This window comes from Pseudoalteromonas sp. CF6-2, from assembly GCF_021729425.1.
Classification (GTDB): Bacteria; Pseudomonadota; Gammaproteobacteria; order Enterobacterales; family Alteromonadaceae; genus Pseudoalteromonas; species Pseudoalteromonas arabiensis.
In genome coordinates this window covers 930,996-943,733 of sequence record NZ_CP091442.1, presented here as the reverse complement: position 1 = coordinate 943,733, position 12,738 = coordinate 930,996, and the positions used below count along the sequence as shown (strand labels likewise).

The window sequence follows — 12,738 nt, the reverse complement described above, 5'->3', positions numbered from 1 at the left end:
TAATTATAAATTTTTAATATTGATTTAGGGAAATAGTTTGAAGTAGCAAAGGATGGTGCCCAGAGGCGGAATCGAACCACCGACACGAGGATTTTCACCCCTTAACGCTTGTGCATCTAACATACTGTTTTTACTACACAAACCCACAAAATATTTCCTATAACTTTCGTCTAGTTTAATATTTATGGTTAATTTAGCTAAAATTACTTTGTTTTTAATAGCTTAGAAATTTTAGCTAAACATACAATTCTTAATTTAAAAATAATGCCTTTTTTATTACTACTTTTCAATGCTTTGTTTTTTCTTATCATCTGGCGACTTTGGCGTGACTGGCGTTACTTGTGAGTAACCTCGCCGATAAACACGCTTTGTTGTTGCCACACTTGAGTGGCCCAATAACTCAAATGCCTGAGTAATTGTCTCGCACTCACTTGCTGTTTTAGCTCTTAAATCTCTATCCTGAAAACGCTGCTCAGGTTGTAAGTCACCACTTTCGATTGCTGCACGCATCGCTTTATTCCACGCAGTTCTAAAACCGTCGGGGGTCAATGCTTGTTCCTTTCGTGAATTAGCGCTTGATGCAAAGAAATACCAATGTAATAACGGCGTTCTGTGTTTTCTAGTGGTACGGTAACCATTAATTTGTTTAAGCTCGCTGATGATAAAGCTAAGGTGATCCACCGCTTCGAACTGCAATCGGCTACCTGTTTTTGATGCTTGAACTTTTAGTCCTTTTTCGTCATCCCAGTCTTTGCTGCTAAGTTTAAGCATGTCGGTTTGCCTTAAGCCGGTTGCCAGCTTTAGCGCCACATATAATTGCAGCCATCGAGGGCAATACTTAACAAACACTGCCAATTCATCATCTGTGACTAGCCGATCTCTTGGCTGTTCTGGGTTACGTATAATTCCATGAAATGGTGTGTCGTCAATTACGCCCCAGCGCACAGCATGAGACATAATGGTGCTCAGTAACGCAAACTCACGATTGCCTCTTACCGGTGCCCCCTCTCGATTCCTAAGATCGAGATATTGATAGGCATGCCTGGCTCTAAGCACTCTTGGGTTCATATGACCAAAACGCTTTATCAAATGCTTTGAAGCACTAATATTACTCTTGTGGGTCGATTCTGCCTTAGTGGGTGAAATCTCTTTGAGATATCGGTCAATCAAGTCATGCATCGTTTGGCATTCAAAATTAATCGATGCGTAAGCGTAGTAATTGCGAAAAGCTTCACTCAGCGTTTTACCGAGGCGGATATCTTTCTGACCGCTTGCCCTTAAGTAATAGGTATTCCCTTCTTTATTAAAGATCATGCCCTTGGGCAGATTTGCATTTTCTGCAGAACGTTTTCTTCCCATGACTGCTATTGCCCCGTATACAGCTCGTCACCTCTAAGCGTAGTCCCGCTACGCTTAATTTGACAGCTATCGCTCGCGCCCAGCTCTGTTTCAATCGTTTTACGCAAAACTTTAGGCCAGCCAAAGGCATCAAGGGTGAAAGTAATATGCATTGAGATCAGTTGCTCAACTTGCTTCTGGCGCTGCTTACGGCCAGTTAACTCAGCAATTTCAGTTTTAGATAGGAATGTGCTCACAAAATCCTCCAACGAATAAGTAACCACGACTAACAACTTGCCGTGAATCAGCTTGGGACTAACCTTATTCGCGATAATCAGAATTTCGCTTTTACTTATTTCTGCTGATTTCCCAATATTTCAGCGTTTTTTACTCTACTTTATGAGTTTTTGGTTTGCAATAGTGCGAATGAAATTAAAAGGGGCGATTTGTAGTATTTTAGCTGTCCTGCTTTAGAATCTGATTGATTTATTTAATGTTAAAACTCAAGATAATATAAGAACTAGTTAATGGAGTTTTTTATGAGAAAGGAACACAACAATTCCTCTGAAATCACATTAGAAGGAGACGCTGCGATAGAGTTGTGGCTTCAAGGTAAAGACGCTTGGAATAGATGGATAGAGAAGCATTCAATTAGCAAAATATCATTTAAAGGGGTAAGATTTTCTTATAAGGGCCTTGAAGGGAAACTCTCTAATAAAAGAGTTGTAAATAAGGACTCCGAGCTTGATCTGATTGATTTTTCAGGATTCAAGTTTCACAACGTTACTTTTCATGATGCACATTTTCACGGAAAGGTTGACTTTTCGTCCGCACAGTTCCTAGGAAGCGCAGATTTTAGTAAAGCTAGGTTTTCAGTCGCTATATTTTCAAACTCAACTTTTAAAGATCTAGCTAATTTCACAAACGCATCCTTTCTTGAGAAGGCAGAGTTTTCAAATGTAAACTTTAATTCTCATATGCATTGTGAGGGTGCCTTTTTCCTAGGGTCTTTAAGTTTCTACCACTCCACAGTTTATGGGCAGACTATTTTTACTGAGAGCAAAATCAATGATGGCTGTACATTTCTAGGAGCAAAATTCCATTCATTGTTTTTATTTAATGGTGTAATAATTGATGGTACCTCTATATTCTCTCGCGCGACATTCAGCGGTCAAACCATTTTTCAGGATTCAAACTTAAAAAGCTCATCCTACTTTTCAAATACATCTTTTGAATTAGATGCTGACTTTTCCGCATCAACTTTTCAGGAGAATGTAGTATTTGATAATAGCTCCTTTTATGGTGAAAAAGTTAGTTTTAGAAAGTGTCAATTTCACGCAATGTTTGACTTTCAGCCAGAAAGCACAGCTAACTTAAAGTACTTAGGCTTTGAGGGAGCTTCTTTCGATAAACAATTCACGATTTCTGGACACTACAACTGTATCCCTGACTTGAGGCAAACTAGGATGTCTCACCATGTGGATTTGAGTCTATTAACTGTCAAATTAAATCGTCATTTTTTCAAAAAAAAAGCATTAAAACAAGAAGATGCACACCGTCTATGTCGCCTCAAAGAAATCGCAGAATCAAACAGAAACCATGAAAGGGCACTTGCATTTCATGCTGACGAATTACGCGCAAAACGTTGGCACGTATTTAGCCCTTGGCAATCAGTTCTAGATGTACTCTTCTCTCTCACAAGTAATTATGGGCAAAGTATCATGCGACCGAGCATGTACCTATTGGCTAGTGTCTTTATTTTTGCTTCACTAACGCTCAATCAAACTAAGCAGCCCAGCTATGACATAGCTCAAATGAAAGCGGCTCTTACGATTTCAGTCGCAACCGCTACACCATTTTTAGCAATATCCAAAGAAGCAAGAACCAAGGGCACCGAAGAACTTTTTAATAAAGAACTCCCTGATAACTACTACCTATACAGTTACATACACTCAGGGTCATCTTTCGTGTTTATGTTCTTGATAGGCCTTGGTTTGAGGAATAGGTTTAGGATCTAAGTTAGTACTAAAATATGTCTGCACAACCCAATGGCTATTTTTCAAACAACTCTCTTAGACGTTCAGGCTTCATTGCAGGTTTAGTTCTATGCAACATCCGGTGGCAATTGGAACAGACAACACAGACATCTTCCAGTGTGCTACTGAATTTGCCTTCCTTTTCCGAAAGAGGGTTTTTGTGATGGCACTCAATAAACTCTTTACCCAGCTCAGCACCATAAACTTCTTCAAAGTTAAAATCACATACTTGGCACGTGTAGCCATAAGCTTTCTTAGCATCACTTACTAATTGAGGGTTTCTTTTGAAATATGCTGTTTCTCTGATATGACGCTCACCTTCATTGTATTCCTGCTCTGGGGTCACTTCTCTTATTTCATATAGCTCATGTGCAACACGCTTGTAGCCACTTAACTTTTTGAGGTAATTCTCTACACCACCAATTTCTGAAAGTCGTTCACTTTTGACTCGATAAACATTCCCACTTGGCCTAAAATTAGGCATGTATTGAACATCTTGCTTGAACTGAGTCCAAGTAAGTTGAATCTCCTGAGTCTTAAAAAAGAATACATAAGGAAAGTGACTGCTTCCCCATAGAAGCTTAGAAAGCTCTAACAGAGGTTCTTTCCAAAAACCTTTAACATGGCAGAGCACAGGTATATCACCATCACCACCCGTCGTTTTTATCAAAAGCATTACATCGTCATTTGAAAGTTGCCTTATGACACTTTTGGCACCTTCAGGAACTCCCCATGCGTTACACCACCCATCAGGAAACTCCTTTGTAAGCAGCTCTTCTACTTCTTGTTTTAAATGTATAGGGCAGCTTTCAACAATGTCAGAAATTGCAATATCGCCGAAGATGGTTTTCGGAAAATCAGCTTGAGCACCTTTTAAACCTACATCATGAAAAAATAACTGCATCTTACTTTCCTTAAAAATTCAGTGGTATAACTCTATGTACTTTCAATAAATACACAGCCAATTACGCCTTTACTATCAAAATAGTAACATTTAATTTGAATTCAACGCTATCTGAAGTTAATTTGTACATGTTGGAGGAATATCTCCGGAATTACCGAATGGAGTCAGTTATGACATGTTTAAAATCAATTGCGAGAGTTTTAGGTGAAGCTGTATTAGAAACCATTGAAGAAGGTATATCTAGCACGCCCTCTCACGACTATGAATGCGTTGATGACTTTTCTAATTCTTATCGCCTGAATGAAAAATGCAAAGTCATTACTGATTTCGAAGGAGATAATGCTCCAGAAAATGGTAGCCAGTGGCTGCGAAAATAGAATAACTCTTTGAAATAAGTATTCCAATAAATTAGCCTCAGAGAAAGTCAGGCTCTAAGCCTAACTATCCCATTAAAATATGTACTATCTAGCACCTTTACTCGCCGCTTTTCGGGCAACTTTACCACCCACCTTTTTAGCAGCTTCTCCGCCGCCTCGACCTGCAGAGCCAGCTCCTTTACTCATGCCCTGAAAGCTTCCAATAGCGCCACCCAAGCCCAAACCAGCGTAGGTTAATAACGATGTAAGGATGAAAGGGAACGCAATAAACATCATATCTGTTATACGCTGGCTGTTCATCATAACGTTAGGTTGCGTTAACACATCAACAACGGGAACGCTCGAACTATTAGCAACCGTCTGAATAAATGACTTTTGAAAAACAATTGTTAGCTCCCAAAAGAAGGGCCAGAGCTGTATCGAAACAAATAGCGCCCCAACGGTCGTAGCTATTTTGATACTGTACTGGCTTACCATAAGAACCAAAGGAAAGGCCGCTAATAGAATCAGTATCGCAGCACCTTTAATCATAGGTGCGGCTGATTGAACTAAACTGGCTTCAGCATAATCAGGAACAGTGGACATTAAATTACCGACAGTACCCACTAGTCGGTTAAACCAACTACCAATTTTCCCCATAACCCCTTCACCTTGAAGGCCGTAATCCCTTGTTTCTGCGCCTTGAATACGGTTCATGGCCACCTTACTGAAATAGGCCTTTTCCATTAGTTTATCTTCATACCAGGTATCAGAAACGTCATGATAGGATGCCTGTAAGAGCACCCATATACTGCTCTTATCATCCTCAGGCATACTATCCCATAGACGCTTACGGAGGCTCATATCGTTAATGTTAACGCTGATACCGCCATAACCTGCTCCGATACCTTGCCACCACTCACGACACGAAGGAAAACCTCCCACTTGGTGAATACACTGGCCACCATCACAATCAATTTCCCCGCTACTTTCCGCTTGCTGGCTCTCAGACCACTTAGGAATATGCTTATTAGTTCGCGCTCCCTGCCAACCAGATAACAAGACTTGAGAATAGAAGCCACTTCCTATGTTTCCGTAGTAAGCATCATTCATAAATGAGTTATGACCTGGCCACGGTTGAGCATCAGTTCGAGGATCATCTATCCACGGCATATTCTTATCGCCTTGGCGTAACGCTTTATTGAGTGCCGGTTGGTAACACTGTTTTATAAACTCCTTCGTTTCAATACGTAAGCCCGTATCAACAATACGACTATTCATTAAGGCATTCTTTGCTCCCTGCAAGTTAAAACCGCAAGGTAAGCGGTCAACCGACTCAATAGAAAAGCCTGTTCCAAAGGCTCTAGCCAGCGCAACGATAATCGGAATTTTTAGTTCATTGTTCGACAGCATTACCCCCAAATCTTCTGCAGGGCCGCCCTTCCTAAAAAAGCCATTATTAATCTCTGGTTGCTTGTAACCTTCGCACTGCTTGCTGTACAGCTGAAAACTATCTAACTTAAGCGGTACCATTGGATAAAAGGCTGTTATAAACACAAACATTTGCAGGTATATGCCAATTTCCAGCTTACCAACCATGCCTACCTTAGCTTCTTCATCCCCTTCAAACGCCTTTATTAATTGGGTTACAACAAACACAATCACAGGCGCAATTATCAGTTTAGTGCTGATAGCAATGTCAGTTATGGTGTTGAGGGGCATACACCCCTGTAGCAAAAAAATACAGGTCACTTAAGCTCGTAAATGTCATACGATCACCGTCAATATTGGAACGGCTAACAATGCAACCAGAACGCGGACCTTCTTAGTTTGTAGATAGTCTGCTTGTGCTTGTGATAAGCGCTTGGACTTCACTAACCAGGCTAAGCCTTTTTCAAAGTGAAAAGTCAGCACCAATGAGGCAACGATGACCAGAATATCAGTGATAAAACCAATGCTTACCGTGGATTTTTTCATGGCCACTAAGCCAACAAGGAAGCTATCTACTCCGTTAACTATCGCACTAGGATTACTGATAACAAGGCCTATCAACAAGGCTTGAACCGCCAGAACTGCAACTGAAATGATAAGGGTATTTTTAAGAAATGTTTTCATACAAAGCTCCGTATTTCGTAAATCAAAAACATCGAGCCGCAGCCAATCCACGTCTCAATTAAATTCTTCTTTTTTGCTCTGATCCACGATGGCCGATGCCTCGTTATTACGTTTACTGGTTTACAGACTCAGCAGGTCTACTAGTCATTGAGTAGTTTGCTTACCTCTAAATTTAATTGATAATCATCATGTTCAAACTCTGAAACCAATGTCTTTTGAATAAACTGGTATAAGGTTTCAATTCGATAACCAAATGTGTGATGTAAGCCTAGGTATATCTTTATCACAGAAGCTCTTGATTGCACCATTGACTTGAATTGCTCATACACCGTTTCACAATCTTTTGCAGTGATGAACTCGGTTTGCCAATGGGCTCCATACAGCATTCGGCATTGAGTATAGAGCTTGCTGCTAACATGCTTTACCCCTGTATATTTGCGAACAAAGCTTAAATCAGCTCCGGCTGCGATAAGTTCTTTAATTGGCCGAGTCTTTTGTAATTGAATCTTCATTAACGCAACCGCTCTATCGACCCTAGCACTATCCACTTCAAGTCCAATCACGCTTTTTTGAATTAACAATCGCATATACAAGTTGAGATGAACGGCTTGTAACCGTTGCATTACAACTATTAACTCGGACGGTACCGGAAACATAAAGTAATTGCTTGGAGCTTGCTCCGCATGTTCCATTGCACCACTCAACAAACCTAAAAACTTACTCGCTAAAAGTTGATCATGCTCGAATCTTGCGCCCAAACTCTTTACGTATAATTGAGTCGATACATTAAGCTTTTGTAATTGATATAAATTTAGTTCCGCAACTAACTCAGCCAACTTTGTAGCAGTATTAAAGTTAACTTTTACCTCAACTGCTTTTTGACTCGACAGCTTAAGGCAAAACTCATGCAGCTCACATACTGTCAATTCGGTAATAAACACACCAGCCTGCCTGCTAATTCCAAGTTCTTGCACTGCGGAGTCAATACCATCATAAGCGCTAAGCTCACATATTCCATGAACTAGCAACGGTGCAGCTTCATTTTTGAAATCAAGTGTCCCTTCAAACATGGCTTCCTCCATTATTGAACTTAGCCAGCTGTCTATCCTTGCGCTGAATGATCCTTGCCAACTTTTTTAACTTGTACTGTTGCTCACCGTTTACTTTTTCCAGTTCTGTTGAACGCTGCTTAATAGTACTTACATCATCTAAAAATTGTGCCCATTCAGCGTCAGGAATAAATATACCGTACACATCGCGGTACTTTATTTTTTCTGCCATCTAATTGCTCCTATCATCGACCTAAATATATGACTGTGATCTGCTCTCGGCTGTGGCCAAGTTCATTAGAAACCTGTAATCGCGCTTGCCTATCAATTTGTTTTTGTTCTCGAGTGAGTTGTTTGCTTGTTGGCCCACCGGCGATTGGAGAGCGCCAACCGGTTAGTTCTAAGTAGCGCTTTTGGGCATACATGTGCCTAAGCCCGTGGTTTTTATCTAGCCCTGCTTGGCTTGTTTGCCGTTCATACGCTTTGAGTTGTTGAATATAGTTTCGGTCGGGGCGGATCAGCGCGCCTCCACCGACTTGCTTTTGCACTTGTTGAAGTAGATGTCGCTGAGATTCAGTCCTAATAGGAATGACTCTGGGACGACCGCCTTTTGTCCAGCTGGGTTTTAGCACTAACTGTTCGCCTCGAATGGCATAGTTAGGTCGAAATTTAATGGCTTCTTCTCTACGTAAGCCAAACTCTCGCTGAAGCCGAAGTGAGAGCTTAACAAGTGGGTCGCTGACTTTCTCAAGCTTATTTTGTTCTAGTTCTTTTGCTTTTGACTCGGTAGGTGTGTAGGTTCGCTTTTCCAAATCAAGTGTGATTGCTTGGTTTGCACCATTGTTAGACTTTGGCAGCATCGAAGCTTTACCGATTTTTTCCGCCCACCATCTTATATGGCTAAGTCGATTTTTAATGGTGCCAGCAGATAGCCCTTCTCCCTGCCAGCGCTCAACAAGATAGTTTACGTGTTTGGGTTTGAGTGATTGCACAGATTGCAAGCGGTATCCGCCCTGTTTAAGCTGAGCAGAGATCTGAACCAGTACTTTTTTACGCTCAGCCTTAACTCCAAAACTGCCGTCTTGATTTCTGAGCATAAGCCCTTGAAGCTGATATTTTAAATTACTCAATACTTGTTCACTCACCGTGTTTATAAATTCGATTACACGTTACCAACCCAACTAACTATTGAACCAATATCCAAATGGTAAGTTTTAAATGCCAATTGCACGTTGGAGCGTACAATTTCCGTATAAATACGAATAAGGGCACAACAGTTCAAAATGGCCAAATTAGCCTCACTTTAGATGCTTCCCTCAATGGGCGTGCATGATAAAGCGCAAATAAAAAATGTGCTCAGCACAGGTCAGTTAGGTCATAACATTTCTCCTATTTGGGTTCGTTAGGGATCGCTTAATTCTCTGCAAAACGCAGGTACAAATAGTCAAATTCAAGACACAAAAATGCCTAAATCATCTGGACTAATTTGTGAGGTAAAAAGCCCGAAAGCTTGGTTTCTAGTTGTGAGTAGATCTCATTGGTATGACAAAGCCAAAGGCTTTGTTTGATGACGCGATGACCGATGTCTCGCTATTGTTGGAATCATTTTTAGAGTGTCATAACGCCCACAGAACGTCAACAATTGATTCTCCCCCTCTTTGTTCTGCTTGGTTTAGCGTGGGGTTTACCACCACGTCATTCCTCTTTGCTTCGCGGAATGACGTGGTTTCTCAGGTACTTTTTAAGCATATATTTTTCTTTGTGCTGGATAAGAAATATGAAAAAATCAAATACGTTAAAAAAAATTAGAAACTAACGGCATATTCAACGCCCCACTTTTATTAACATTTATCAATAGCTTGGCAAGCTTAACAGTAGAGTACTTAAAGTAGGAAAAGCTTGTATCTTCCCAACTCATATAGTAGTTTTTTTGTGGCATTCGTCGTTTGGTTTTTATGGACACAATCAGACTTATTACAAAGCCATAAGAGGAATGCCTGGAGATTTGCCGATTTTTGAAGTGGTGGAAATTAGATTGTTGATTGATATTTGCTTATCAGCTCAGTAATGGTTGTCCTCTCACCAGTCATAAAAGAGTGACAATCCTAGGATACCCACAACAAAATAATCAAAAGGCACTAACCACTAAATTAACAATTACAACGTTTTATAATGATTCTGAACTAATACTATCCGTTCTAACAATTTATGAAAACCTGAAAAGTCTATAACATTTTTCTTGGCTTGCACAATATGTCTTGAAAAAGCATCTTTACTGAGGTCTACATTATCATTCCTGAGCTTTACAGTATTAAAGCACTTCCCATTGTAAGGCCTTTTTCGATCGAAATCTGTGAAAAAGTACTCAATATCAGTATTATCACCAGTGTTGGATTGAGGAGTTAGAATCAAGTACAGATTATTTGAAATATGAACAAAATCCGACTTCCTTATATCACCCTTATTCAAGCTTGTAGGGTAAATCCCTATCCCTTTCATTCCTTTTATTCTGCTTATTAGCTGATCAGGTCCTGTATCATTATCAACGAAAATAATAACCGGATTTGCAGGCTTTGGTGCTTTATATAATCGATAGCGCTCTTCGTATGAGCCAACAAAACTTTTAAAATAGTCCCCACCACCATGCAACTCTAACAAAAAACGTGTTCTTTCTGTATATTTAAAGAACTGGCAAAGTGGTTCATAAGGTTGAGACTTAGCTAACGATGGAAACGCCGTTGCTAAACGACTTAAAGCAGCTTTTAGATATATGTTATCTGTTTTCCCTTCCGTTAAAATCATTGTTAGAGGATTCGCATAGAAAAGCTTATAAAACAGAAAATTGCTAAAGGTTTTCTCCCGATTGTTATACAGGTACCTACGTTGTTTTTGATTTCCCCCTTTAGCAAGGGCGTCTTTTTGCCGGTGATACTGTGGGTTGAGCGCTGGCTTTTGACGAAGCCTGTTATAGTGGTCTAGTTGGTCTATAAAATTTAGCTTACCTTCCAACTCATAAATATTCCCCTCTACCTCCTTGTTATTTATAAGATCATAAAACTTTCCTGTCTTAAATAATAAATTGCATTGTGCTCTAACTGTTCTCCAATATTCAGCTTTAATATTGGGCTTTTTATTTACAATCAAGCCAGTAACATCTTGCCTTGAATCTTTATAAAGAACCCTTGTCTTTTTTGAGTTTATAGAAAAACCAGAGCGCCTAACCTCTGATTTAAGCTTCTTTCCGAGAGCACATATACCATTTTCCTCACTAACAATTTCAGATGGAAATTTTCTCTTTCCAGTTGAAAAAGTTATATCATCTGCATACCGACTGTATGTACATGAATTTTTCCTCGCCAAATCAGCAAGCCTAATATCTAATGAATGAGTGATGAGATTCGTGATTACTGGAGAACAAGGGCTTCCTTGAGGTAATTCATTATCATGGCAAGCTATCTGAGCTATTGTTGTGGCAACGTTATCATCTAATTCAAAGTTTTTGTTTTTTATAAAGAAGCCACGAACCCGCCCAAAATTGAAGCTTGAGAAAAAATCTTTTAAATCAATATTCAAAATTGCTTTTTTATTAACATGCATCATAGCATTAGTAATAATTGAGCGATGCCTTGTAAAACCGTGAGAAAGTGAAGGCTGCTTAGTTTTCGCACTGTTACATTTGACCTTCAATATATTCGAGTGACTAGCTTTCGGTGACGCTAACTCTGAATCAGGAAAATTGGCTAAATTGATTTCATCGATACAGTCTAAAAGCAAGTTGGATAATGCAGATTGAATTGACTTGAGGCCAGAATCAGGGGATTGTATAGTTCTTACACCGCCAGACTTTTTAGGTATATTAAAGGAAGTATAGAGCGAATTTGTTCCTCGCACATACAGAGTATATGTAAGAAAAGATGGATGCACTCCTAGCACATCGGCCAACTCAGGTTTTGTTTTTGCAGCTCTTAGCTTTGCAAGCTTACTCATATAAATCCTTTAAAAGTAATTAGCTTACGGGCACTCTTACGCGTGTCGAGAAGTACCTTAAAGTGATGATACATTTCCTCATAGGCGGTCCGTTCGAACATTTTTTTCACTGTTCGCGAAGCGCGAACAAAAATCTGCCCGTAAGCTAATTAACAACTTAGCGAACTATGTATGTATAGGCAAGAATTTTGAGTTTGGAACCCCAAACAACTTCACTACTTTGCTTTATGAAAAAGCCAATGGTACTCACAAATCGTTTTCACTTTCACGTCGATTATTAAAGATTAACTCTCTGTTTCTCATAGTAAAACAGCGGTTATCAATCTGGAGGTACTCCACGCAAGAAACTAGGGGGGGAAATATCTAAAGCCTCAACCACGGCGAATCGTCCCACCTCCTAGACTTGTTAACCTTTTAGTGTGTACTACTGTTACTCAAGGGTTTTTCATCAGACATGCTCAAAATAACTTGCATCATATAGTCTTGAATTGCTTCACTTTCATCATCTGACACACCTTTCAACACAGCTCGTTTTGAAACGCACTCGACACCAAATCGCTCAAAGTCAGTTTGACCAACACAGAAAAATACATATTCACCATTCAGATCATGCTGAAACGTTACTGGCTCAACTCCAAGCTCAATCTTTTCCATTACAACGGCTACCTTTAAAAAACTTAAAAATGATTTTGGCCAAACTACGTTTTGGTAAAAATCTATCTATTTATATTTAAACACTATATTTAAAGGCATCACCAGCTAAAAGTGATAGATCACTAAGTTTGTAGCTTTTAGCACTGATTTAAATTGAACGAAAAACACCTATCACTAATTTATATACACAGTACTCTCAAGGCGTTGCAAAGAGCGCATTTAGGCCCTTAAGTTGCTTAAACTAGGAAAATTCTGGTTTTCATTCATCTGGAGAAGTCAACGGAGAAGCTGTGTGCTCT

Annotated in this window: 12 protein-coding genes; 2 read left to right on the top strand and 10 right to left on the bottom strand. The window is 39.7% G+C overall.

Annotated features, from left to right (window positions below):
• Positions 1 to 279: 279 nt before the first annotated feature.
• Together L3Q70_RS04445 and L3Q70_RS04440 are read right to left on the bottom strand one after the other, a co-directional pair.
• A complete protein-coding gene (locus L3Q70_RS04445; protein WP_237114917.1) occupies positions 280 to 1,359 on the bottom strand; it encodes a tyrosine-type recombinase/integrase in 1,080 nt (359 codons plus the stop codon).
• Positions 1,360 to 1,364: 5 nt separating this feature from the next.
• A complete protein-coding gene (locus L3Q70_RS04440) occupies positions 1,365 to 1,595 on the bottom strand; it encodes a DUF4224 domain-containing protein (protein WP_237114916.1) in 231 nt (76 codons plus the stop codon).
• 282 nt (positions 1,596 to 1,877) lie between these two features.
• Here L3Q70_RS04440 and L3Q70_RS04435 point away from each other — a divergent pair, with 282 nt between their 5' ends.
• Positions 1,878 to 3,356 carry a pentapeptide repeat-containing protein gene (locus L3Q70_RS04435; RefSeq protein WP_237114915.1) on the top strand — a complete coding sequence of 493 codons (1,479 nt, stop codon included), beginning with the start codon at positions 1,878 to 1,880 and terminating at the stop codon, positions 3,354 to 3,356.
• Between the two features lie 34 nt (positions 3,357 to 3,390).
• Here L3Q70_RS04435 and L3Q70_RS04430 read toward each other — a convergent pair whose 3' ends face one another.
• Positions 3,391 to 4,278, bottom strand: a complete 888-nt coding sequence (locus L3Q70_RS04430) for an HNH endonuclease (protein ID WP_237114914.1) — start codon at positions 4,276 to 4,278, stop codon at positions 3,391 to 3,393.
• A 170-nt stretch (positions 4,279 to 4,448) separates the two neighbouring features.
• Between L3Q70_RS04430 and L3Q70_RS04425 the strand changes: the two genes are divergently transcribed.
• Entirely contained in the window at positions 4,449 to 4,655 is a 207-nt protein-coding gene (locus L3Q70_RS04425) for a hypothetical protein (protein ID WP_237114913.1), read from the top strand.
• A gap of 84 nt (positions 4,656 to 4,739) precedes the next feature.
• On the opposite strand, the gene L3Q70_RS04420 is transcribed toward L3Q70_RS04425, so the two are convergent.
• From L3Q70_RS04420 to L3Q70_RS04390, 7 genes are all read right to left on the bottom strand, one after another.
• The gene (locus L3Q70_RS04420) at positions 4,740 to 6,356 is read right to left on the bottom strand and encodes a conjugal transfer protein TraG N-terminal domain-containing protein (protein WP_237114912.1); all 1,617 of its coding nucleotides are present in this window, start codon (positions 6,354 to 6,356) and stop codon (positions 4,740 to 4,742) included.
• 45 nt (positions 6,357 to 6,401) lie between these two features.
• Positions 6,402 to 6,749: a hypothetical protein gene (locus L3Q70_RS04415; protein ID WP_237114911.1), complete on the bottom strand. Its 348-nt coding sequence runs from the start codon at positions 6,747 to 6,749 to the stop codon at positions 6,402 to 6,404.
• A 140-nt stretch (positions 6,750 to 6,889) separates the two neighbouring features.
• On the bottom strand, positions 6,890 to 7,819 hold the full coding sequence (locus tag L3Q70_RS04410; protein WP_237114910.1) for a hypothetical protein: 930 nt from the start codon (positions 7,817 to 7,819) through the stop codon (positions 6,890 to 6,892).
• The gene (locus L3Q70_RS04405) at positions 7,812 to 8,030 is read right to left on the bottom strand and encodes a hypothetical protein (RefSeq protein WP_237114909.1); all 219 of its coding nucleotides are present in this window, start codon (positions 8,028 to 8,030) and stop codon (positions 7,812 to 7,814) included. The genes L3Q70_RS04410 and L3Q70_RS04405 overlap by 8 nt, the downstream gene beginning before the upstream one ends.
• Before the next feature lie 13 nt (positions 8,031 to 8,043).
• The gene (locus L3Q70_RS04400; protein WP_237114908.1) at positions 8,044 to 8,928 is read right to left on the bottom strand and encodes a phage integrase N-terminal domain-containing protein; all 885 of its coding nucleotides are present in this window, start codon (positions 8,926 to 8,928) and stop codon (positions 8,044 to 8,046) included.
• A 1,027-nt stretch (positions 8,929 to 9,955) separates the two neighbouring features.
• Positions 9,956 to 11,785 (bottom strand): retron Ec67 family RNA-directed DNA polymerase/endonuclease, encoded by a 1,830-nt coding sequence (locus L3Q70_RS04395; protein WP_135925822.1) that lies wholly within the window; start codon positions 11,783 to 11,785, stop codon positions 9,956 to 9,958.
• Between the two features lie 414 nt (positions 11,786 to 12,199).
• Positions 12,200 to 12,439, bottom strand: coding sequence for a hypothetical protein (locus L3Q70_RS04390; RefSeq protein WP_237114907.1), 240 nt, complete (start codon positions 12,437 to 12,439; stop codon positions 12,200 to 12,202).
• Positions 12,440 to 12,738 lie beyond the last annotated feature (299 nt).